Source organism: Streptomyces sp. NPDC055815, from assembly GCF_053616475.1.
In genome coordinates this window covers 241,730-263,965 of sequence record NZ_JBSHDU010000001.1, presented here as the reverse complement: position 1 = coordinate 263,965, position 22,236 = coordinate 241,730, and the positions used below count along the sequence as shown (strand labels likewise).

The 22,236-nt window shown below is 72.7% G+C and carries 21 protein-coding genes and 1 riboswitch; of the genes, 13 read left to right on the top strand and 8 right to left on the bottom strand.

All coding sequences use genetic code 11. The features are described 5' to 3' along the window. Positions 1–48: 48 nt before the first annotated feature. Together ACWGN5_RS01400 and ACWGN5_RS01395 are read right to left on the bottom strand one after the other, a co-directional pair. Complete coding sequence (locus ACWGN5_RS01400) at positions 49–297, bottom strand: type B 50S ribosomal protein L31 (protein WP_190103166.1); 249 nt, start codon at positions 295–297, stop codon at positions 49–51. Positions 298–420: 123 nt separating this feature from the next. Next, the gene (locus ACWGN5_RS01395) at positions 421–2,985 is read right to left on the bottom strand and encodes a SpoIIE family protein phosphatase (protein ID WP_453510491.1); all 2,565 of its coding nucleotides are present in this window, start codon (positions 2,983–2,985) and stop codon (positions 421–423) included. 194 nt (positions 2,986–3,179) lie between these two features. Between ACWGN5_RS01395 and ACWGN5_RS01390 the strand changes: the two genes are divergently transcribed. The 3 genes from ACWGN5_RS01390 to ACWGN5_RS01380 all read left to right on the top strand — a co-directional run bounded on the left by ACWGN5_RS01390 (position 3,180) and on the right by ACWGN5_RS01380 (position 6,149). Beyond that, positions 3,180–3,944, top strand: coding sequence for an alpha/beta fold hydrolase (locus ACWGN5_RS01390; RefSeq protein ID WP_453510490.1), 765 nt, complete (start codon positions 3,180–3,182; stop codon positions 3,942–3,944). A 184-nt stretch (positions 3,945–4,128) separates the two neighbouring features. Beyond that, positions 4,129–4,725 carry a hypothetical protein gene (locus tag ACWGN5_RS01385; RefSeq protein WP_453510488.1) on the top strand — a complete coding sequence of 199 codons (597 nt, stop codon included), beginning with the start codon at positions 4,129–4,131 and terminating at the stop codon, positions 4,723–4,725. A gap of 122 nt (positions 4,726–4,847) precedes the next feature. Then, positions 4,848–6,149 carry a phosphoribosyltransferase family protein gene (locus tag ACWGN5_RS01380; RefSeq protein ID WP_453510486.1) on the top strand — a complete coding sequence of 434 codons (1,302 nt, stop codon included), beginning with the start codon at positions 4,848–4,850 and terminating at the stop codon, positions 6,147–6,149. Here ACWGN5_RS01380 and ACWGN5_RS01375 read toward each other — a convergent pair. Beyond that, a complete protein-coding gene (locus ACWGN5_RS01375) occupies positions 6,133–6,987 on the bottom strand; it encodes a LysM peptidoglycan-binding domain-containing protein (protein WP_453510484.1) in 855 nt (284 codons plus the stop codon). The two genes, ACWGN5_RS01380 and ACWGN5_RS01375, sit on opposite strands and share 17 nt — an antisense overlap. 4 nt (positions 6,988–6,991) lie before the next feature. Beyond that, positions 6,992–7,148, bottom strand: a riboswitch (cyclic di-AMP (ydaO/yuaA leader). Positions 7,149–7,532: 384 nt separating this feature from the next. Between ACWGN5_RS01375 and ACWGN5_RS01370 the strand changes: the two genes are divergently transcribed. After that, the gene (locus ACWGN5_RS01370; protein ID WP_453510482.1) at positions 7,533–8,153 is read left to right on the top strand and encodes a DUF6197 family protein; all 621 of its coding nucleotides are present in this window, start codon (positions 7,533–7,535) and stop codon (positions 8,151–8,153) included. A 56-nt stretch (positions 8,154–8,209) separates the two neighbouring features. Here the strand turns inward: ACWGN5_RS01370 and ACWGN5_RS01365 are convergent, their stop codons facing one another. After that, positions 8,210–10,234, bottom strand: a complete 2,025-nt coding sequence (locus ACWGN5_RS01365; protein WP_453510479.1) for a phosphocholine-specific phospholipase C — start codon at positions 10,232–10,234, stop codon at positions 8,210–8,212. A gap of 326 nt (positions 10,235–10,560) precedes the next feature. On the opposite strand from ACWGN5_RS01365, the gene ACWGN5_RS01360 reads away from it, so the two are divergent. Beyond that, a complete protein-coding gene (locus ACWGN5_RS01360) occupies positions 10,561–11,484 on the top strand; it encodes an SIS domain-containing protein (RefSeq protein WP_453510477.1) in 924 nt (307 codons plus the stop codon). 39 nt (positions 11,485–11,523) lie between these two features. Next, positions 11,524–12,357: a class II fructose-bisphosphate aldolase gene (locus tag ACWGN5_RS01355; protein ID WP_453510475.1), complete on the top strand. Its 834-nt coding sequence runs from the start codon at positions 11,524–11,526 to the stop codon at positions 12,355–12,357. A 10-nt stretch (positions 12,358–12,367) separates the two neighbouring features. Here ACWGN5_RS01355 and ACWGN5_RS01350 read toward each other — a convergent pair whose 3' ends face one another. Beyond that, positions 12,368–13,246 (bottom strand): LysR family transcriptional regulator, encoded by an 879-nt coding sequence (locus ACWGN5_RS01350; RefSeq protein WP_453510473.1) that lies wholly within the window; start codon positions 13,244–13,246, stop codon positions 12,368–12,370. A 72-nt stretch (positions 13,247–13,318) separates the two neighbouring features. Here ACWGN5_RS01350 and ACWGN5_RS01345 point away from each other — a divergent pair, with 72 nt between their 5' ends. Next, positions 13,319–14,245 (top strand): DMT family transporter, encoded by a 927-nt coding sequence (locus tag ACWGN5_RS01345; protein ID WP_453510471.1) that lies wholly within the window; start codon positions 13,319–13,321, stop codon positions 14,243–14,245. Here the strand turns inward: ACWGN5_RS01345 and ACWGN5_RS01340 are convergent. Beyond that, positions 14,179–14,625, bottom strand: coding sequence for a nitroreductase family deazaflavin-dependent oxidoreductase (locus tag ACWGN5_RS01340; RefSeq protein WP_453510470.1), 447 nt, complete (start codon positions 14,623–14,625; stop codon positions 14,179–14,181). The genes ACWGN5_RS01345 and ACWGN5_RS01340 overlap by 67 nt on opposite strands. Before the next feature lie 170 nt (positions 14,626–14,795). Between ACWGN5_RS01340 and ACWGN5_RS01335 the strand changes: the two genes are divergently transcribed. Next, positions 14,796–15,590: an alpha/beta fold hydrolase gene (locus ACWGN5_RS01335; RefSeq protein ID WP_453510468.1), complete on the top strand. Its 795-nt coding sequence runs from the start codon at positions 14,796–14,798 to the stop codon at positions 15,588–15,590. Between the two features lie 226 nt (positions 15,591–15,816). Further along, positions 15,817–17,031 carry a S8 family peptidase gene (locus tag ACWGN5_RS01330; RefSeq protein WP_453510466.1) on the top strand — a complete coding sequence of 405 codons (1,215 nt, stop codon included), beginning with the start codon at positions 15,817–15,819 and terminating at the stop codon, positions 17,029–17,031. A 104-nt stretch (positions 17,032–17,135) separates the two neighbouring features. On the opposite strand, the gene ACWGN5_RS01325 is transcribed toward ACWGN5_RS01330, so the two are convergent. Then, positions 17,136–17,621 (bottom strand): Lrp/AsnC family transcriptional regulator, encoded by a 486-nt coding sequence (locus ACWGN5_RS01325; RefSeq protein ID WP_453510465.1) that lies wholly within the window; start codon positions 17,619–17,621, stop codon positions 17,136–17,138. 94 nt (positions 17,622–17,715) lie between these two features. On the opposite strand from ACWGN5_RS01325, the gene ACWGN5_RS01320 reads away from it, so the two are divergent. Genes ACWGN5_RS01320 through ACWGN5_RS01310 form a run of 3 tightly spaced genes read left to right on the top strand, consistent with a single transcriptional unit; the run spans position 17,716 to position 19,560 of the window. Beyond that, positions 17,716–18,579 (top strand): LLM class flavin-dependent oxidoreductase, encoded by an 864-nt coding sequence (locus ACWGN5_RS01320; protein ID WP_453510463.1) that lies wholly within the window; start codon positions 17,716–17,718, stop codon positions 18,577–18,579. Then, a complete protein-coding gene (locus tag ACWGN5_RS01315) occupies positions 18,576–19,004 on the top strand; it encodes a nucleoside deaminase (RefSeq protein ID WP_453510461.1) in 429 nt (142 codons plus the stop codon). Before ACWGN5_RS01320 ends, ACWGN5_RS01315 begins: the two co-directional genes overlap by 4 nt. Before the next feature lie 22 nt (positions 19,005–19,026). Continuing rightward, on the top strand, positions 19,027–19,560 hold the full coding sequence (locus tag ACWGN5_RS01310; RefSeq protein ID WP_453510460.1) for a GNAT family N-acetyltransferase: 534 nt from the start codon (positions 19,027–19,029) through the stop codon (positions 19,558–19,560). 75 nt (positions 19,561–19,635) lie between these two features. Here ACWGN5_RS01310 and ACWGN5_RS01305 read toward each other — a convergent pair whose 3' ends face one another. Beyond that, complete coding sequence (locus ACWGN5_RS01305) at positions 19,636–20,907, bottom strand: serine hydrolase domain-containing protein (RefSeq protein ID WP_453510458.1); 1,272 nt, start codon at positions 20,905–20,907, stop codon at positions 19,636–19,638. A gap of 327 nt (positions 20,908–21,234) precedes the next feature. Here ACWGN5_RS01305 and ACWGN5_RS01300 point away from each other — a divergent pair, with 327 nt between their 5' ends. Beyond that, positions 21,235–22,104, top strand: a complete 870-nt coding sequence (locus ACWGN5_RS01300) for a poly(ethylene terephthalate) hydrolase family protein (protein ID WP_453510457.1) — start codon at positions 21,235–21,237, stop codon at positions 22,102–22,104. Positions 22,105–22,236 lie beyond the last annotated feature (132 nt).

Sequence of the window (22,236 nt, the reverse complement as noted above, 5' to 3'; positions counted from 1 at the left end):
CGGTCTCAGGCGCGGGCGTACGCCACTCTCGACGGCTCCTCCGCCGGCTCAGTCCTCCTCGCCGAAGCGCCGCTGGAACTTCGCGATCCGCCCCTCCGAGTCCACGGTCCGCGCCGTGCCCGTGTAGAACGGGTGGCTCTCGGAGGAGATCTCGACGTCGATCACGGGGTACGTGTTGCCGTCGTCCCACTCGATGGTCCGGTCACTGGTCGCGGTGGACCGGGTCAGAAACGCGTACCCCGCGGAGCGGTCGCGGAACACCACGGGGCCGTACTCGGGCTGCTTGTCCTGCTGCACGTGTCCTCCTCGGGCTGCCGCCCTGACTCGGCCGGCCTGATCGGCACGGCACCACCCAGCCTCGCCGCGCCCACGGCCCCCGACCAGCGCCACGGGCCCGACCGGGTGACGGGCCACGCGGGCTCAGGAGCTCTCCGCCCACCGCGCCGCGAGCAGCAGCGCGATGTCGTCCGGCCGGGACGTGGCCGCCCGCGCCTCCCGGATCAGGCGGTCGGCCGTCTCCGCCAGCGACAGCGCACCCGTCGAGGCGAAGGCGCTGCTCAGCCGCTCGATCCCCTCGTCGATGTCCTTGCCCGGCTGCTCCACCAGACCGTCCGTGAACAGCGCGAGGACGGCCCCCGGTTCCAGCCGCAGCCGCGTCAGCGGGTACGAGGCCTTGTCGTCGACCCCCAGGACCATCCCGCCCGCCAGGTCGATCTGTTCGGTCGTCCCGTCCGGCCGCCGCAGCAGCGGCTGCGGATGCCCGGCCCGCACCGCGCGCGCGTCCCCCGTGTCCGGGTCGAGCAGGACGTAGCAGCAGCTCGCGAACTGTCCCGGGTCGAGGTCGATCAGAAGCCGGTTGGTGCCCCGCATCACGTCCTGCGGCCGGTGGCCGCCCAGCGCGAAGGCGCGGACGGCGCTGCGCAGCTGCCCCATGGTGGCCGCGGCGGCCACCCCGTGTCCCTGCACGTCGCCGATCACCAGGGCGAGCCGCCCCTGACCGGTCTCGATCACGTCGTACCAGTCGCCGCCCACGTCCATGCCCTGGGTGCCCGGCAGGTAGCGGCCCACCGTGTCCACCCCGTTCCGCACCGGCAGCCGGTGCGGAAGCAGCGCGTCCTGCAGGCCCCGCGCGACCGCCGACTCCGTGTCGTACCGCTGCGCCCGCTCCAGGGCCTGGGCGATCAGCCCCGCGAGCGCCGTGAGCACGGTCCGCTCCTCCGGGCTGAAGCCGCGGGGCGAATCGAAGCCGAGGATGCAGGAGCCCACCGGCCGGCCCGAGGCGATCAGGGGCAGGAAGGCCCGCGCGCCCGAGTGCGCGTCCAGCGGGAGATCCGGATACGCGCGGCCCAGCTGCTCCATGGACTCGAAGAAGAGCGGCCTGCCGGTCGTCAGGGTCTCCACCCCCGGCACCCGCGCGTCGAGCGCCACCCCGTCGAAGGGTTCGAGGAACCCCGGCGGGAAACCCGTCTCCCAGGCCAGGTAGAGGCGCCGGTCGCTGAGCAGATAGATCGCCAGCTGACGTCCGCCGAACGCCGGGAGGAGCTCCTCCGTCACGACCGCCGACACCTGGCGCGCCGTCACCGCCTCGGAGAGCGCGATCGCCAGGGCCACCGGCCGGTAGAGCGCCGCCGCCCGGTCGCCGGGAGCGGACAGCACCTGGTCCGTCCGCCGCTCGCTCGGCGACGGGACGTCGTCCGTCCGCCGCTCGCCCGGTGATGCCGGTGCGGGGGGCGCCAGATCCTCCTCCGGGACCAGCACCATCGTCAGCCCGTCCCGGCCCGGGTGGAGCGAGACCGACAGCCAGCGTCCCCGCTTCGGGTGGGCCAGGAAGTGCACCGGCTCGCCGGAGAGCAGGGCGGCACGCAGCTGTTCCTCGTGGAAGGGGTGGCCGAACCAGGGCAGCGCCTCCCACAGCGTCCGCCCCGCCAGCGCCGTCCGCGGCTTGCCGAGCAGGCGCTCCGTGCGCTCGTTGACGTACGTGACGCGGCCCAGCCGGTCGACCGCCAGGATGGCCCGCGGCAGCCGGTCCGTGGCGTCCGAGCCGACCAGCCCCGTACCGAGGTCCACGAGCGTGCCGTCGAGGCGCCCGCCGCCCCCGGACCCCGTCCCCCGCGCCGTGCCCCGGGCCCGCGCGGACACCTCCAGGAGGTGGAGGCCGCCGTCCGGACCCTTCAGCCGGATCCTGCGGACCGGCGGCCGCCCGTCCACGCCCGTCGCCTGCCGGGCCGCCGCCCACAACGCGTACCCGTCCTCGGGATCGAGGAGCGACGTCAGCCCCTCGATCGAGCAGGGCGAGCCGATCTCCGTCCCGAGGATGGCGAGGAGCCCGTCGTCCAGCGTCACCGTGCCCGTGTCCAGGTCCCAGGAGAAGGAACCGAACCGGACCGGCGGTCCCGACGCGGTGGGCAGCTGCACGCACACCGGGTCGCCGGGCCACTCGACCACCGTCCCCTGGCGTGCCAGCTCGGCCAGGGTGCCGCCGAGACGCAGCGCGTCCCGCGTCATGCGGTTCCGGTCCCGCGCCTCCACCGGCACCCCCGGGGTCGGTGGCCGCAGCGCCACGAGCACGCCGAAGCGCTCACGGCCCGCGACCACCGGCGTGAAAAGCGAGGAGAACGGGAACGGCAGGCTCGCCACCAGTTGCGGGAAGCGCCGCATGGCCTCCTCGACGTCGGAGAGGTGGACGGGCTGCCCGGAGCGGTGGACCTCGGCGACGGGGAACGGGCGGTTCGCGTGCATGCGCCACCAGGGACGGAACAGCGGCCCCGGCAGCCCCACCAGCACCGCGAGCCGCAGCAGCCCCGGGGTGCCGGAGCGCAGGTACACCCCGCCCGCGTAACCGCCGACCTCCTCCACGGCCGAGAGCGCCGCCTCCGCGAGGGCCCACGTGAGCGCGCCGGAAGCAGGCCCGTCGTCGGCGCCGTTCCCGGACGGACGCCCGGTGCCGCCCGCCGGGCCGGGGCCGGACGCGCCGTGCGAGGTCACACAGCCAGGATGCCCCCGAGGCGAAAGCACCCGCATCCCGGACCCGGCAGGCGCCCTGCACGGGGCGCGGCGGGTCCGACACGCTCCCGCGCGCCCCTTCCGGCGGTGTTGACCCCACGCGCCCGCGCCGTCACACTCGGTCGTCGACCGCCGCCGTCGGCGCGCGGCGGCACACCTCGCGAGCAGGGGGCACGATGACGGGCCAGGTTCTTCCGTACGACGTACACGGCGAAGGTCCCGGGAGGGCCCTCGTGCTGCACAACTGGTTCGGCGACCGCACCAGCTTCGCGCCCTTGCGCGCCCACCTCGACGACAGCCTCGGCACCTACGCCTTCGTGGACTGCCGGGGCTACGGCGACGCCCTCGACCACGCGGGGGACTACACGATGGAGGAGGTCGCGGCCGACGCCCTGGCGGTCGCCGACGACCTCGGCTGGGACTCCTTCTCCGTCATCGGCCACTCCATGGGCGGCAAGGCGGCCCAGCTGATGCTTCTCGACGCCCCCGACCGGATCCGCTCGATCATCGGCGTCTCACCGGTCTCCGCCGCCGGCTTCCCGCTCGACGGGGAGACCTGGGAGCTCTTCGCCGGAGCGGCCGACGAACCGGCCAACCGCCGCGCGATCATCGACAACACCACCGGCGGCCGCTACGACGACGCCTGGCTGAGCGCCCTCGTCGACCGCTCCGTCACCCGCTCCTCCGCGACGGCCTTCCGCGCCTATCTGGACTCCTGGTCCCGCACCGACTTCCACGAGCGCGTCCGCGACAACCCCGTCCCCGTCCTGCTCGTCGTCGGTGCGCACGACCCCGCGCTCGGCACCGAGGCGATGGAGGCGACCTGGCTGCGCTGGTACCCGAACGCCCGCCTCGAAGTGCTCAAGGACGCCGGGCACTACGCCCCGGAGGAGACCCCGCAGGCCCTCGCCGAGGCGATCGAGGCCTTCCTCGGCGCCTGAGCTCGCTCCCCGATCGATCTCCTCTCGCCTCTCTCATCTCTCGTCTCTTCTCTTTCATCCGAACGTCGACGGAAGCGACGACTTTCGAGGACAGCGGCGGGTCCCCTCGGCCATGGACCATCGTGCTCACGACCTCAGGGGGCGGTCCTCCACGGACCGTCCACGACCGGCAGGAGCACGACCGATGGGCCTCGCACAGTCACAGCAGCGCTTCCTCGTACGGCAGAAGGTGACGCCGATGGCCAACCGCTACCTGGTGCACACGGTGGGTCCGGACGGCGAGGAGGCCGAACTCGTCGCCTTCGCCCACCAGAAGAGGATGGCGCTCAAGGAGCACGTCACCTTCTACACGGACGAGTCACGGCGCCAGGTCCTCTTCACCTTCAAGGCGCGTCAGGTCATCGACCTGGGCGCGACGTACGACGTGGTCGGGGCGTCCGGCACCCGACTGGGCAGCTTCCGGAAGGATTTCGGGGCCTCTCTGCTGCGCAGTACCTGGCACCTGAGCCGGGAGGACGAGGGGCGGGAGGCCACGGGGCGGGAGCGGAACGAGACGGTGGCGCTGCTGCGGCGGGCCTGGGAGTTCCTGCCCTTCACGGACCTCCTTCCCTTCGTCGTGCCGTACCACTTCGACTTCGCCGAGGGCGGTCGGCCGGTCATGTCGGTCGACAAGCGGTTCGGGATCCGGGACCGGTACGTGCTCGACATAGCCGACCCGGAGCTCGACCGGCGCCTGGCGATAGCCCAGGCCGTGGCGCTCGACGCCCTGCAGTCCCGCTGACCCGTCCGGAGCCGTCCCCGCCGACCGGCGCCGCGGCCCGACTACCCTGGAGAGGCGGGCAGGGGACGGGGCGCACCGTTTCTCCCCGGGCCCGAGCCGCGCAGGCGGAAGGGCGGCGGACCATGTTCTTCAGCGATCGCACGGACGCGGGGCGGCAGCTGGCCGCCGTGCTCGACCACCTCAAGGGCCAGGACGTCGTGGTCCTCGGGCTTCCACGGGGTGGCGTCCCGGTGGCGGCGGAGGTCGCCGACGCCCTCGACGCGCCGCTCGACATCTGTCTCGTACGCAAGCTCGGGGTGCCCCACCAGCCGGAGCTCGCGATGGGGGCCCTGGGGGAGGGCGGTGTGCGGGTGCTCAACGAGCGGGTGCTCCGGGAGACCCGGGTGGGGGAGCGGGATCTCGCCGCCGTGGAGGAGCGGGAGCACGCCGAGCTCGAACACCGCGCTCAGCGTTACCGGGGCAGCCGGCCGTCCGTGCCCCTCGAAGGGCGGACGGTCGTCGTGGTCGACGACGGGCTGGCCACCGGGGCCACGGCGCTGGCGGCCTGCCGGGTGGTACGGGCCAGGGGCGCGGCCCGGATCGTTCTCGCGGTCCCGGTGGCGCCGCGTGGCTGGACGGCCCGCCTCGGTGGCGAGGCCGACGAGACGGTCAGCGTGCACGCGCCGGAGCTGTTCTTCGCGATCGGGCAGTTCTACCGGGACTTCTCGCAGACTCCGGACGCCGAGGTCATCGCCTGCCTGGACCGGAACAGGGCCGAGCGGGACCCTGTCGTACGGGACACGGACGTCCGGATCCCGGTCGGCGGGGTCACCCTGAGTGGGCGCCTCGCGGTGCCCGAGGACGCGGGCGGCATCGTCCTCTTCGCGCACGGCAGCGGCAGCAGCCGCCACAGCCCGCGGAACCGGGCCGTCGCCGCGGCGCTCAACCGGGCGGGCCTGGGGACGCTGCTCTTCGACCTGCTGACCGAGTCGGAGGCGACCGACCGGGCGCATGTCTTCGACACCCCGCTCCTCGCCGGGCGGCTCGCGGGGGCCACGGAATGGCTGGCCGCGCGGCCCGAGAGCACGGGACTGCCGTTCGGGTACTTCGGCGCGAGCACGGGCGCGGCCGCCGCGCTGTGGGCGGCGGGCGATCCCGCGTCCCCGGTGAGCGCCGTCGTCTCACGCGGTGGTCGGCCGGACCTCGCGGCCGAGCACCTGGCCCGGGTGCGCGCCCCGACGCTCCTGGTGGTGGGCGGTGCGGACGCGCTGGTCCTGGACCTCAACCGGCGGGCCCTGGCGCTGCTGCGCTGTGAGAACCGGCTCTCCGTCGTGGGCGGCGCCGGCCACCTCTTCGAGGAGCCGGGTGCCCTGGAGGAGGTGGCGGACCTCGCCACCTCCTGGTTCCAGGAGCACTTCCGGCGGAAGGTCAGTACGCCGAGTTGACGTTGTCGATGGAGCCGTAGCGGTCGGCCGCGTAGTTGCAGGCGGCGGTGATGTTGGCGACCGGGTCGAACAGGTCCATGGACGTGCCGGGCACGTGGTAGGCGAGGAAGGTCGGCTCGATGACCTGGAGCAGGCCCTTCGAGGGGGTGCCGGCGACGGCGTTGGAGTCCCACAGGTTGATGGCCTGGGGGTTTCCGGAGGACTCGCGCATGACGTTGCGGTAGATCCCGTCGTAGGAGCCGGGGATGCCGTGCTGGCCCATGATGGCGAGCGACTCCCGGATCCAGCCGTCGAGGTTGTCGGCGTAGTTCGTGGCGGCGACCGGGGCGGCCTTGGCGACGGCCGGGGTGGCCGCAGCGGCGGCGGCGCCCCTACCGGTGGCGACGGCGGGGGTGGCCGACGGGCGCTTGGTGGTGGCGGACTTCTTGGCCTTCGCCTGCGAGGGAGCGGTCTTCGCGGAATCCCGACGAATCGTCAGTTCGAGTCCGGGGCGAATGAGTGACGGATTGTCACCCACGACGCTCTTGTTGGCACGGTAAAGGCTCTTCCAGCCGCCCTGAATTCCCTTCTTGTGGGCGATCAGGGAAAGCGAGTCGCCGCTCACGACGGTGTAGGTGTGTGCGGCGGCCGGGGCGGCGGGAGCCTTGGCGGCGACCGGTGCGGCGGGGGCCTTGAACGTCTGGGTGGCGATCTGCGGAGCGCCGGACGCGGGCGCCGCGCCGGCGACGGCCGGGGCGATCAGCGGCAGGGTCAGGGCGGCGCCACCGGTGCCGACCAGGGCGAGACCGCGGGAGACGTGGCCGCGGCGGGGGCGGCGGTGCTTACCGTGAGCAGGCATGACGGTGTCCTCTCCGGCGCCTGCGGGGTGAGCTGTCGGGTTCGGACGGGAGATGTCCGGCCGCGCGCACGCGGCTTCACCCCGAGCCGTTCCGGATTCCGGACCGGCGTATTCGTGGGTCCCCCGCTCCTGCCGTCGGGTGAAAAGGGAGGTTTATCGAGCGGTGGCAGGATTGGGCGTTCCGCTCGAATGGAGGTGACCGTAGGCCAGTAATGCGACGGATAACAAGAGGAGTGGATGGCGCGGGGCGGGAAATGGATCAATTAATTGAGGGAATTCAAGATCGACGCCGTCCGCGGGGTGTCGAACTTCCTTGCCGGGCAAGGGGTGGGGGAGGGTGCCGCCGAATGCTCGGGCCGAATGAGTGAGTCGCATCACCCGGAGTGTAATGTCCGAATTTGGGGTGTAATTCCGTGGTGGGTAATTAGGGGGCGAAATCCCCGCGATGGGCCATTCGGGTGGGCGACGCTCCGAGCGGGAGCAAAAGTCGCAAAAGCGACATTCGTCTTGAAAGATGGAGGGAGTCGACCCCAGGAGCCACCCAGATGCCGCCTTCCACCTCCCTGCTCAGACCCCACACCCCGGACACGCTCGACACCCTCGACCGCGAGGCCGCCGCCCTCTTCGAGAGCGCCACCTGGCAGCGGATCGTCACGGACCTGACCGTCCCCGAGCCGTCACCTCCGGCGGTGGAGGGCTGGCGGGAGCTGCTCAGCGTGCCGGTGGACCGGCTCGTGGCCGACGCGCTCGCCGCGCTGCCCCCGGCGCTGCCCGCCGAGCGTCGCCTTCCCGGGCGTCTCGGCGCCGTGCTGCCGGACCGGCTCCATGCCTGGCGCCGCATCGGTCAGGCCGAACTGCGCCCCTCGGTCCACCTCGGCTACGCGCGCCTCGTGCTGACGGAGTGGGGCTGGCAGAACGCCCCGTACAAGCTGCGGGACGTACGCGGCGCACGCTGTGTCTGCGGTGCCCTGCTCGCCGCCCACCGGCTCGGCTACGGCAGTGCGGACACCATGCACGAGGCGGCCGCCTGGACCATGACCGAGCTGCGGTCGCGCGGATGGCAGGGACTGATCGGGCCGTGGAACCGGGCCCCCGGCCGTACGGCCGCCGATGCGGTGGCCCTCCTCGACGCCACGATCCGCCGCGCCGCGCACGCCGGCCGCTGACGGCGCGTGTGCCGGGCGGCGACCTTCCGGCCGCCGCCCCGCACGCGCGCGAGTGATCAGCCGCTGACGCTCGCGGCTCCGGTCTCGATGTGTCCGGTGTACCGGCGCGACCAGGTTCCGTCGATGTCGGCGAGGATCGTGAAGTCGTACCAGCCGCCGTTGTACGCCACCGCGTTGAAGAAGTCCTCGCGGCTGGAGTTCGCCGGCACCGTGTACGTCCATGGGCCGTCGGAGCGGTAGGCGTTCGAGCGGATCGTGAAGGTGACGGGACCGGCCGAGGTGTTCGTCATCTTGAACCACAGGGCCGTCTTGCCCGTCCCGGCCTCGGGCGCGAACCGGGCGGCCACCTCGACGGCCTTGCCGGCCTTGGAGGCGTCCCCGATGAACCGGCGCAGGAAGCGGTTCGGGCCCATCATCGAGATGTCGTACTTCCCGGACCCCGAGCCGAGGCCGATGTTGAAGTAGTCCGTGGCGGTGTCGCCGGGATCGACGGTGTACTGCCAGGCGGCGGTGTCCCGGTACTGGTGCGGATGGATCGAGAAGTGCGCCGACCGCTTCGCCTCCGAGCCCTGGTTGGTCATCGAGAACCAGGCCAGGATCTTGCCCGCGGCGCCGAACTCGAAGCGGTCGAGGTTGCCGTTCACCTGGTACGGCAGGGCGCGCGCCGGACGGGTGCCGGACTCCTGCGCGGGCAGCGCGTTGTTCTGGGGTGCCGGGTTCGGCAGCGGGCCGCAGGTGGCCTGCCCGATCACCTTCGCCGTCGACGGGAGGCCCGCGGGCACTCCGTACACCGGGTTGGCGAAGTCGAAGACGCCGGTCAGGTCACCCGTGACCTTCCGCCGCCACGCGCTGATGTGGGGACAGGTGGCCGGGGTGCCGAGCGCCGCCGTCCAGGTCTCCATGAAACGCAGCACCGAGGTGTGGTCGAAGACCTCCGAGCTCACCCAGCCACCCCGGGTCCACGGGGACATGACAATCATCGGGACGCGGAAGCCCAGGCCGATCGGCACGCCGTCGAGGTACTCGCCCGCGGTCCCCGGAGGGGCGACCGGCGGCGGGACGTGGTCGAAGAAGCCGTCGTTCTCGTCGTAGTTGAGGAACAGCACCGTCGAGTCGAACACCTCGGCGTTCGCGGCCAGCGCGCGGTAGACGAGGTCGACGAAGTGGGCGCCGTCCCCCGGCGGGGCGTACGGGTGCTCCGAGAAGGCCTCGTTCGCGACCACCCACGAGACCTGCGGCAGGGTGCCCGCCACGACGTCGGCGCGGATCGCCGCCGCGATGTCGTCCGGCGTCGAGCCGGTCACCTTCGGAACCGAGGCCATGCCCCGGTCGTACAGCGGGTCACCGGGGCGCGCGTCGGTGAACCTCTTGAAGTACGCGAGGCCGTTGTCGCCGTAGTTGTCCTGGGCGTTCTGGTAGACCTTCCAGCTCACCCCGGCGCGCTGGAGGGCCTCGGCGTACGACTCCCAGGTGAGCCCCGACTCGTCGCCGCCGTCCTTGCTGGAGCCGTCGATCTTCCCGCTCCACAGGAACGTGCGGTTGGGGCCCGTGGCGCTCAGCGTGGAGCAGAAGTACGCGTCGCAGATCGTGTAGTTGTCGGCCAGCGCGTAGTGGAACGGGATGTCCCCGCGGTCGAGGTGACCGAGCGTCCGGGTGTTGCCCACACCCGTGACCCAGTTGTCGAGCCGTCCCTTGTTCCACGCGGCGTGCTGCGAGGTCCAGCTGTGCGGCAGGTCGCCGTTGCACTGCGCGAGGGTCTCGCCGTCGACGCCACCGGCGGGCGGGGTGTCGCTGAGCTTCCAGGGATACTGGCGGCCGCCCCAGTTGGGCTGGTTGAACATGCCCCAGCCGCCGGGCAGGTTGCCCGCGGCGCGGTCGCCGAAGCCCCGCACGCCCTTCAGGGTGCCGAAGTAGTGGTCGAAGCTGCGGTTCTCCTGCATGAGGATCACCACGTGCTTCACGTCCTTCAGGGTGCCGGTCGCCGTGCTCGCGGCGGCGGAGGCCTGGACCGGCGGCAGCGCGGCCCCCGCCATGAGCCCCGCGCCGATCCCGACGAATCCCCTGCGGCTGATGGGAATCATGCCCCGCCTCTCCTGTCACCCTGTGCCCCGGTGGCACGTCGGAGACATGATGAGGGAGGCGAGCTTAAAGGTATACGGCGGCGCGGTAATTAGTGCGTGAACAGGGAGAGACCTGGTGATAGGCGGCTGTGGATTGGTCCGAGAACAGACCAATGAGCGCAGATGAGGGCGGCTTCACCCCGACTCGGGAGGGCTGCGCCCGTCTCCTCCGTGAGGTCGGTGTCGGGGGTGTCGAACCTGGAAGGGGGTGCTTGTTTCTGCTTGAATAGGTGAGCCTTCAAGCATCTTCCGTCACCATCCCGCACCCTTCGTGCAAGGAGATCGGCATGAGCACCACTCGCACCGCCGTGGAGATCGCCTCCCAGCCGGCGACCTGGCGCCAGGCGGCCCGCACCCTGTCCCAGCACGTCGCGGCCCTGCCGCGACGCGGCGAGCGGGTCGCGGTGATCGGCTGCGGCACGTCCTGGTTCATGGCCCTCGCCTACGCGGAGCTGCGCGAGTCCGGCGGCCACGGCGAGACCGACGCCTTCGCCGCCTCCGAGTTCCCCTACGGCCGCCGCTACGACCGGGTCGTGGCCATCACCCGCTCCGGAACCACCAGCGAGGTCCTCGCCGTCCTGTCCCGGCTGCGCGGCACGGTCCCCACCGGTGCGATCACGGCCGACCCCACGACCCCCGTGATGGACCTGGCCGACGAGGTCGCCGTCCTCGACTTCGCCGACGAGGAGTCCGTCGTCCAGACCCGCTTCGCGACCACCGTGCTCGCCCTCGTCCGCGCGCACCTGGAGGCCGAGGACGCCCTCCCTGAGGGACTCGGCACCGTCGAGGACGCCGCCCGGGACGCCGAGCGGGCCGTCACCTCCCCGCTCGACGAGAGCGTGCGCACGGCCGAGCAGTTCACCTTCCTCGGCACCGGCTGGACCTACGGCCTCGCCCTGGAAGCGGGCCTGAAGATGCGCGAGGCGGCCGGCGCCTGGACCGAGGCGTACCCGGCGATGGAGTACCGCCACGGCCCGATCAGCATCACCGGACCCGGCCGCGTGACCTGGGGCTTCGGCGCCCTGCCCGGCGGACTCGCCGACGAGGTGCGCAAGGTCGGCGGCACCCTCGTCGAGAGCGACCTCGACCCGCTCGCCGACCTGGTCCGCGCCCAGCGCCTCGCCGTCGCCGTCGCCGAGGACCAGGGCCTGAACCCGGACACCCCCCGGAACCTGACCCGTTCCGTCGTCCTCGCCGACGTCCATGCCTGACCGCCGCCCCGTACCCGCTCACCAGCCCGGAGACGCACCATGGCGCTGACGCCCACCGACGAGATCGTCCGCCGGGCCCGCGCCGCGGGCACCGGGTTGGGGGCGTTCAACGTCCTCCAGCTCGAACACGCCCAGGCCATCGTGGCCGGCGCCGAGAACGCCGACCGGCCGGTCGTCCTCCAGATCAGCGAGAACACCGTCCGCTACCACGGCGCCCTGGAACCGGTCGCACTCGCCTCGCTGGCCGTCGCCCGCGCCGCCAAGACGCCCGTCGCCGTCCACCTCGACCACGCCGAGAACCCCGACCTCGTCCGCGAGGCCGTCGCCCTCGGCCTCGGCTCGGTCATGTTCGACGCCTCCAAGCTTCCGTACGCGGAGAACGTCGCCGCGACCCGCGAGGTCGTGGAGCACTGCCACCGCCACGGCGTCTGGGTCGAGGCCGAACTCGGAGAGGTCGGCGGCAAGGGCGGCGCCCACACACCGGGAGTGCGTACGGACCCCGAGGTGGCCCGCTCCTTCGTCGCGGCCACGGGAGTCGACGCCCTCGCGGTCGCGGTGGGCAGCGCCCACCAGATGGTGACCAGGGACGCCGTGCTCGACCTCGACCTGATCGCCCGGCTGCGCGCGGCGGTGGACGTCCCGCTCGTCCTGCACGGTTCCTCGGGCGTCTCGGACCCGCACCTCACCGAGGCGGTCGCGGCGGGCATGACCAAGGTGAACGTCTCCACCCATCTCAACAAGGCCTTCACCGAGGCCGTCCGCGCCCACCTCGCCGAGCACCCCACCACGGTCGACCCGCGCCACTACCTCACCCCGGCCCGCGCGGCCGTGGCCCGCGAGGTCGCCCACCTCCTCACGGTCCTGGCACCGTGACCCCGCCCGGTCAGGCCTCCTGAAGCGCGGTCAGGAGGCCCCGTACGGCGGGCAGGTCCAGGGAGGACTCCCGCACGGCCGCGTGGATCGCGCGGACCGGCTCGGGACCGCGGACCTTGCGGACGACCACGTTCGGGTGGCGGCTGCCGAGGCCCATCAGGGGGATCAGGCTCAGGCCGAGACCGGCCGCGACGAAGCCCTGCGCGGTGGCGTACTCCTCGCACTCCACCGCGATGTCCGGGGAGAACCCGGCCGCCGCGCACGCGTCGAGGACCGCGTCGAGACAGGGCCCGGGCCGCTCGCTGCCCACCCAGGGCTCGGCGGCCAGGTCGGCCAGATCGACGGCGCCGCGCCGGCCGGCGAGCCGGTGCCCCCTGGGCAGGACCGCGCGGTACGGGTCGTCGACCAGATGGACGAGCCGGAGCCCGTCGCCGGACGCCGCCGGGCCGCCGCCCCGGGGCCGTACGAGGAGGGTGAGGTCCGCCTCCTCGTCCGGTTCGCCCTCCGCGATCCTCAGATCGACCCGTACGCCCGGGTGTTCGGCGCGGAAGCGGGCCAGGGCGGGGGCGACGAGATCGGCTCCCGCCGTGGCGAAGTAACGGACCACGATCCGACCGGTGCGGCCCGCCCGGAGATCGGCGAGCGCCGTCTCTGCCTCGGCGAGCCGTTGGCCGATGACGGCGGCGTGCTCGGTGAGCAGCCGCCCGGCGGCGGTCGGCCGCACGCCCCGGCCGAACCGTTCGAGCAGCGCGATGCCGGCCTCCTTCTCCAGGGCGGCGATCTGCTGACTCACCGCGGAGGGGGTGTAACCGAGGTGCCCGGCGGCGGCCGTGACGGAGCCACTGGTGACGACGGCCCGGAGCACCTGCATGCGTCTCACGTCCAGCATGTAGGAGAGCTTAACGCTGGATGCACGATCCTTCGCTTGTCCTGTAGGCCGAGGCCCGGGACCGTGGGAGCCATGACTTCGGCGATACGCATGGGCGTTCTGGCCCTGCTCTGGGGCTCGGGCTTCCTCTGGATCAAGATCTCCCTCGGCCAGGGCCTCCCCCCGGGATGGATCACCTTCGTACGGTGCCTCCTCGGCGCGGCGGTCCTCCTCGCGCTCGCGTACGGAGCCGGACAGCGGCTGCCACGGGACCGCGGCACCTGGAAGCGCCTCGCGATCGCCGCCCTCCTCTGCAACGCGCTGCCGTTCCTGCTCTTCTCCGTCGGCGAGCAGAGCGTCGACAGCGGAGTGGCCGGCGTCCTGAACGCCACCACCCCGCTCTGGTCCCTCCTCATCGGCCTCGGCCTCGGTACGGAACGCCCTCTGCACCCGGCCCGGCTCGTCGGGCTCGCCCTCGGCTTCACCGGAGTCCTGCTCGTCTTCGCGCCCTGGAACACGGACCTGATGACGTGGGGAGCGCTCGCACTGCTCGGCGCCTCCCTGAGCTATGCGGCGGCCTTCGCGTACATGGCCCGCCGGCTCACCGACCGGGGCACCGCGCCCCTGGCCCTCTCCGCCGCGCAGCTCCTCGCGGCGACCGCCCTCAGCACGCCCGCCCTGGCGGCCGGTGGCCCGGCTCGGGTGACCGCGACAGGACTGCTCGCGGTCCTCGTCCTCGGCGTCTTCGCGACCGGGCTCACCTTCCACCTCAACTACCGCATGATCGCCGAGGAAGGCCCCACCAGCGCCGCCACCGTCGGCTACCTCCTCCCGGTGGTCTCCGTGACCCTGGGCGCCCTGGTCCTCGACGAGCCCCTGACCGCCCGGGTGCTGACCGGCATGGCGATCATCCTCACGGGCGTGGGCCTGACCCGCGTACGGACGCGCGCGCCCTACACGTCCTGGACGACCGGTTCAGCGAGGAAGAGGGGGATCTCGCGGTCGGTCCTGCGCTGGTAGTCGGCGTAGTCGGGGAAGGCCGCGACCGCCCGCTCCCACCAGGCCTGGCGCTCCGCGCCGGTCACCAGACGGGTCTTCATGTCCCACGCGCGCGTGCCGTCGCGCAGTTCGATCAGGGGTGCGGCCACCAGGTTGTGGTACCAGACGGGGTGCTTGACCGCGCCGCCGTTCGACGCCACGAGCGCGTACGCGCCCTCGTGCTCGACCCGCATGAGCGGGGTCTTGCGGAGCTTGCCGCTCCTGGCGCCGAGGCTGGTGACCAGGACGACGGGGAGGCCCCGCATCGTCGTGCCCTGGGTGCCGCCGGACGATTCGTACAGCTCGACCTGCTCGCGGACCCAGGCCGTCGTGCTGGGCTCGTACTCGCCTTCGAGGGGCATCGGTTGCGTCCTTTCGGAGGGCGTCCGGCGGTGCCGGGCTGCTTGTCGCCGACGCTATCCGACACCTCGCGCCCGGGGCGGGAGCCGGAGCGCCGGGGCGTTGTCAGTGGTGGCTCGTAGGGTGGGCCCCTGACGGTCGGACCGTGGCGCGACACAGGGGAGAGAGCGGCATGCGGGAGTTGTTCCTGGCGGACGAGCGGGCGTACATCCGGTGGATCGAACTGCCGGGGGAGGGTCCGGTGCGGGTCTTCGTCCACGGGCTCGGGTGCACGGCGGCCTCCGACTTCGCCCACATCGCGGCTCATCCCGCGCTCGGCGGCGGCCGGGCGCTCCTGGTCGACCTGCTCGGACACGGGCTGAGCGACCGGCCCGCGGACTTCGACTACCGCATGGAGTCGCAGGCGGCGGCGGTGGCCGCCGTCCTCGACCACCTCGGAGTCGCGGGCGTGGACCTCGTCGGGCACTCGATGGGCGGCGCCGTGGTCATCCATCTGGCGGCGGCCCGCCCGGACCTGGTGGCGAGACTCGTGGTGGCGGAGCCGAACCTGTACGCGGGCGGTGGGGCGTTCAGTTCGCCCGTTGCGGCCCAGGACGAGGACGCGTTCGTCGCGGAGGGCTTCGCCAGGATGCTCGCCGGCGCCGACCGCCCGGACTACGCCGCCCGGCTGCGGCTCGCCGATCCGCGGGCCGTCCACCGCAGCGCGGTCGCCCTGGTGGAGGGAAGCGTGCCCGCGCCGGGCGATCTGCTTGCGGGTCTCGGGGTGCCCCGGACGTTCCTGGTGGGGGAGTTGAGCCTGCCGGACGCCGACGCGGAGAAGGCGGCCGCGAGGGGCATTCCGGTGATCGAGGTGGCCGGCGCGGGCCACAACCTGATGCTGGACAACCGGGACGGGTTCGCGGCGGCCCTCGCCGACGCGCTCTCGGGGGATCCCGCGGGCCCGGTTCCCGGCCACCGGAGCGCCTGATTCGGCCAGGTGAACCGGCGTCGACGGGCCTTCCATTGCAGACGTATGGCGGATGCATGACAAGACCTCAACTCCCTTGAGCCACGCCCGTGGAGCGGCCAGGCTGCTGATCACGACGGGACCGGACACACCGGTCCCGACCGTGTACGTGGCCCCACGTGCACCCCCCACAGTCGCGCCGCCCCACCCCCTCGGGCGCGACACCCATGAGGAGGACTCCCACGCAATGGCACTCCCCAAGAGCAACAAGACCCGCCTCGCCGTGACGGCTTCCGCCGCGACCGCCGCCGCCCTGCTCGGCACCTTCGCCGCCGTCCCCGCCCAGGCCGTCCCCGCCGAGGGGACCGTCCTCGCGGCGGACTCGGCCGACGCGGTCCCGGGCAGCTACATCGTCACCCTCAAGCACGGCGCGGGCTTCAAGGCCTCCTCCGCCAAGGGCCGGAACCTCATAGCCGGTTACGGCGGCACGGTCGGCAAGACCTTCGGCTCCGCCCTCAACGGCTACACGGCCACCCTCGGCGCGACCGAGGCCCGCCGCCTCGCCGCCGACCCGGCCGTCGCGTCCGTCGAGCAGAACCGGATCGTCCGCGCCGACGCGACCCAGTCCAACGCCCCCTGGGGCCTGGACCGCATCGACCAGGCCAACCTGCCGCTGTCCGGCACGTACACGTACCCCGACAGCGCCGGCAGCGGAGTCACCGCCTATGTGATCGACACCGGCGTGCGGATCAGCCACTCCGAGATCGCCGGGCGCGCGGTGAACGGCTACGACGCCGTCGACGGCGACTCCGTCGCCCAGGACGGCAACGGTCACGGCACCCACGTCGCCACCACCATCGCCGGCTCCACCTACGGCGTGGCCAAGTCGGCGAAGATCGTCGCCGTCCGCGTCCTCGACAACAACGGCTCCGGAACCACCGCCGGCGTCATCGCGGGCATCGACTGGGTCACCGCGAACCACGCGGCGGGCGCTCCCGCCGTGGCCAACCTCTCCCTCGGCGGCGGCGCCTCCACCGCCCTCGACAACGCGGTCAAGAACTCCATCGCCGACGGCGTCACCTACGCCGTCGCCGCCGGCAACTCGGGCGTCAACGCCTCCTCCTCGTCGCCCGCCCGCGTCGCCGCCGCCCTCACGGTCGGCGCCACGAACAGCACCGACGCCAAGGCCAGCTGGTCCAACTACGGTTCGGTCCTCGACCTCTTCGCCCCCGGCGTCTCCATCACCGCCGGCTGGAACACCGGCGACACCGCCACGAACACCATCTCCGGCACCTCGATGGCCACCCCGCACGTGGCCGGAGCCGCCGCGGTCTACCTGGCCGGCCACACCTCCGCCACCCCGGCGCAGGTCGCCACCGCCCTGGTCAACGGCGCCACGCCCAACAAGGTGACCAGCCCGGGCAGCGGCTCCCCGAACCGCCTCCTGAAGATCGTCCAGTAGTCAGGGGTACGGAACCGCCCCGGAGGCAGCCGGCGCCTCCGGGGCGGCCCCATCAACGGACCACAACGCGGCACGCACTCCGTCCTCGTCGCGGACGCCGACCCTCACACGGCCGCCGAAGACCGCCCGTTCGTCCCGCTGGGCCGGGGCTCGCTCGGGCCGCGCAGCGGCAGGGTGCGGCTGAAGACGAGATGGGTGGTCGTGCTGCCGAACTCCGCGAGCGCGTCCACGATCTCCTCCAGGTGCGCCATCGACGTGGCGGCGACCTTGAGGACGTAGCAGTCGTCCCCCGTCGTACGGAGGCACTCCAGGATCTCCGCGCGCTCGCCGAGCAGCCGGCGCAGCGGCTCGTGCCGGGTCCCCGGGTACTTGAGCCGGACGACCGCGAGGACCGCGTATCCGATCCGCTCCAGATCCACCTCCGCCCGGTAGCCCGTGATCACCCCGGACTCCTCCAGGCGCCGCACCCGCTCCTTCGTCGCCGAGGCGCTCAGGTTCACCCGCCGTGCCAGCTCCGTGTACGCGATCCGGCCGTCCCGCTGAACCTCCGTCAGGATCGCCCAGTCCGTCGCATCAAGACTCTCGGTCATCCGATCAGATTACCGGCGAATCCACGGCCGAACGGCCCAGGAACGGGCGGGAATCACTTCTGAACACCCCTCGCGCCTGGCTAGCCTCTGCCGCGTGAAGATCGGAGTCAACATCCTCAACTTCGGCCCCGGCGCCGACCCCGGCATGCTGCGCAGCTGGGCCCAGACCGTGGAAGGCCTCGGCTACGACCTGCTGATGGTCTCGGACCACGTCGCCATCACGCCCGACGTGGCCGAGCGCTACCCGGCCCCCTTCTACGAGCCGTTCACCACCCTGTCCTGGCTCGCCGGCGTCACCAGCCGCGTCCGCCTCGGCACGACCGTCCTCATCGCCCCCTACCGGCACCCGCTGCTCACCGCCCGCATGGCGGCCAACCTCGACGCCCTGAGCGGCGGCCGGCTCGTCCTCGGCGTCGGGGTGGGCTGGGCACGGCAGGAGTTCGCCGCCCTCGGCATCCCCTTCGAACGCCGGGGACGGCTCACCGACGAACACCTCCAGGCCCTCCGCGAGGCCTGGGCCGACACCGCCGCCTACGGAGACCGCCGGATCCCCGTCTGGATCGGCGGCCACAGCGACCCTGGCCTGCGCCGCGCCGTACGGTTCGGGGACGCCTGGCACCCCCTGCGCCGCACCCTTGCACAGCTCCGCGAAGGCGCCGCCAGGCTGAAGGAGTACGCGGACGAGCTGCACCTCCCGGAACCCACGCTGGCCCCCCGTATCGCCCTCAGACCCACCACCGCGCCGGTCGGCGGACCGGACCGGCTCGCCGGGGAGGGGACGATCGAACAGATCATGGACGACCTCGACCAGCTGCGACGGATGGGCGCCGAGGCCGTCGTCCTCGACCCGTACGGCGGCGACCCCGACGAGACAAGGAACCCGCAGGCCGCCTGGCAGGCACTCGCCACCGTGGCCGCACACCTCTCCCCGCACCGCACCCGAACGGAGCCGTCATGACGACCGCCGACGACCGCACCCTCCTGCGCCGCGCCATCGCCCTCGCCGCCACGGCGCGGGAGTCGGGCAACCCGCCGTTCGGATCGCTCCTCGCGGCACCCGACGGGACGGTCCTGGCGGAGGAGCACAACACCACCCTCACCGACCGGGACGTCACCGCCCACCCGGAACTGAAGCTCGCCCGGTGGGCGGCCGCGGAACTCGATCCGGCCACGGCGGCCGGGACCACGATGTACACCAGCTGCGAGCCCTGCGGCATGTGCGAAGCGGTCATCCGGCAGGCCGGCCTGCGCCGCGTCGTGTACGCCCTGTCCAACGAGCAGCTCCTCGACATCCGCCCCGGCAGTGGCCGCCCGCCCGTGCCGCAGGACGGCCCCGCGCTGCTCGACGAGGTGCGGGCCGTGGTCGAGCCGTACTACCGCTGACCGGATGCGTCAGGATGGGGTCATGACCGAGATCCTCACCCCCCGACTCCTCCTCCGCCGCTGGAGCGACGACGACCTCGTCCCCATGGCGGAGATCAACGCCGACCCCGAGGTCATGCGGTGGATCGGCGACGGTTCGGTCCGGGACCTGGAGCAGACCGCGGAAGCCATCGAGCGGTGCGAGGAGGAATGGGACGAGGAGGGCTTCGGGATCTTCGCCGTCGAGCTCCTCGGCTCCGGCGAGCTCATCGGCTTCGCCGGACTCTCCGTGCCGGAGTTCCTGCCGGAGGTGCTGCCCGCCGTGGAGATCGGCTGGCGCCTCGGCCGGCAGTTCTGGGGCCAGGGGTACGCCTCCGAGGCCGCCCACGCGGTCCTGGAGTTCGCCCTCCAGGACCGCGGACTCGACCGGGTCGTCGCCATCACCCACGCCGGCAACCGGGCCTCCGAGAACGTCATGCGCAAGCTCGGCATGGTGCCGGAGCGGGAGACCACCCACCCGGTCTTCGGCCTCCCCCTGCGGGTCTACGCCATCGACCTCACCGAGTACCAGGCGTGATCACCGGCGCCTAGGGACTGTGCGGCGAGGCCCCGCCGTTCCGTCAGTGGCGTGCGGCGAGGCCCCGCTCCTTCGTCAGTGGCGCTCCGGCAGGTCCCGCTCGGCCGGCAGCGGCGCGGCGTCGAGCGCCGCGGGCGACGAGGCGGCGCGCGAGGACGGCGCCACCGTCGGCTTCTTGCCGCAGAAGGCCGCCTCCAGGGTTCCCCCGAGCGCCGTGTTGGCGGCGCCGTGGTTCGACGTGTTCGCCAGGGCCGACAGGCTGCGCCGGCCGTCGCGGGTCGAGAACGCGTACGTGTAGAAGCCCTGCACGGTGCCCGTGTGGCCGTACACCTGGGCGCCGCAGGAGAGGTCGTAACGACGCAGACCGAGACCGTAGAACCGGGTGTTCGTCGTGTCCGTCGGCGTGACCGTCGTCATCGCCTCCAGCATCGCCGGGGACAGCAGCCGGCCGCGCATCAGCGCGCTGGTGAAGGTGTTCAGGTCGGCCGGGGTGGAGATGACGGCACCGGCGGACTGCGCCCAGGACACGGTCTGTTCGGTGGAGTCCACGAGCGGGTCCCCGGCCGCGTCCGGGTGCAGATAGCCCTGGACGCGCAGGCCCTTGATGCGCGTGTCGGGGTGGACGTACGACGTCCCGCGCAGCTTCAGCGGCGTGAAGACGCGCCGCTCGTACGCGTCGGACACCGGTCGGCCCGTGACCTTCTCGATGAGCATGCCGACGACCACGAAGTTCGCGTTGGAGTACTTGTACGCCACTCCGGGCTCGGTGGTGCGGGGCTCGCTCAGGGAGAGGTCGACGAGCTCCTGGTAGCTGAACACCCGGTTCCGTACGGCTTCGAAGCCCGGCACGGTGTCGTTGAACATCGCGTCCGTGTAGTCGGCGAGCCCGCTGCGGTGGGTGAGGAGGTGCCGGACCGTGATGCGGTCGTCGGGGAGCAGCCCGGGCAGGTAGCGGGTCACCGGCGCGTCGAGTTCCAGTCGGCCTTCTTCCACCAGCTGCAGGAGCACGACCGTGGAGAACGTCTTGCTGACGCTGCCGATCCGGAACCGCGCGTGGATGTCCATCGGAGCCCCCGACGCCCGGTCCCGGACGCCGACGGTCCGGCTCTCGACCCCCTTCGGGCCGGTGAACCGGGCCATCGCCCCCGGCGCGCCGTTGGCCATGGCCGAGTCGAGAGCGGCGACGACGCCCGCCATGTCCGGCGCGGGAACCGCCGGCGCGGTCGTCGCGGCGGGTGCCGGGACGAGGGGAGCGGCGGACGCACTGGTGGCGGGGGCGACACCCGCCGCGAGGGCGGCGATCACGGTGGCGCTCACGGCCAGGCGGCGGTGCGAAGGCAGGGGCACGGTGGTTCCTCGGCTTCATCCGGTAGTGGGGCGCGGCGCCCGGCAGGGGCGAACCGCGGGGTGGGGGACCGCGCCGGTGTCGCGCTTGACCCCCTGTGTCCACCGATCATGAGTGCCGTCGTCCGCGAACGGTTCCGGACACGGGGGAACCAGATCCGGACGGCGTACTTCCGTCCCGGACCAGGTCGGCGCCGTTGGGCGACTGCCCAGCCGGACCCCGGCAGGACTGGGCTCCTGCCGACAGACAACTGCCGCGGAAGAGCTCGATCATGGCGCTGGTCACGCTTGCGAGGACGCGCAACGGGCCGCATTCGCAAAGGAGTTCGCATGTCACGGAGTTGGGGCCGCGCTCTCGGCGGCCTGCTGCTCGCCTTCCTGACGGCGGCGTACGCCGGGCCGGGCACCGCCGGCGCGACGGAGTCGGCGACCGGCGGGATCCCGTCCGTCGGCACCGCCTGGGACCAGCCGGGCCCGTACGAGGTGAACGTCGACATCGAGGTGGTGCACACCTTCTACTACCCGAAGGACATGGGGCAGCGAGGAGAGCTCCACCCGGTCGTGATCTGGGGCAACGGCACCGGCGCCGTGCCCGGGATCTACAGCTCGCTCCTTCGCCACTGGGCGAGCCACGGCTTCATCGTCGCCGCCGCCAACACCCCCACCTCCAACTTCGCGCTCAGCACGCGCGCCGGGATCGACGTCCTGGAGCACCGGAACGCCGACAGTTCGAGCCCCTTCTACCGGAAGGTCGACCTCGCACACATCGGTTCCGCCGGTCACTCGCAGGGCGGCGCCGCCGCCGTCAACGCCGCCGTCGACCCCCGCGTCGACACCGCCGTCCCCATCCAACCGGGACCGCTCACCGACCCCGACCTGATGGACGAGCCCGTCTTCTACCTGGCCGGCGAGCGCGACCTGACGGTGTGGCCGGCGCTCGTGCGGGCGCTGTACCGGGACTCGTCCCACGTTCCCGCCGTCTACGGCGAGGTGCGCGGCGCCGGCCACCTCAGCTCCATCGGGGACGGCGGCGACTTCCGCGCCCCGACCACTGCCTGGCTGCGGTTCTGGCTGATGGGCGACGAGAACGCCCGGGGGATGTTCTTCGGGCCGGGCTGCGCCTACTGCACGGACACCGGCCTGTGGTCCGGCTGGGAGCGCAACAGCCTGGCCCTCCAGATCCCGGGCCCCACGGCCTGACCGTCGGCCGCCCCGTACTCCGGCACGATAGGGTCCCGGGCGGCGCGCTGATCTTAGCGGCGGCCCGGGCCGCCCCCGGAACGGAGGAAACACGAGTATCGCGCCGGGGGTGTGGGTGGTAGCATCGCCGGG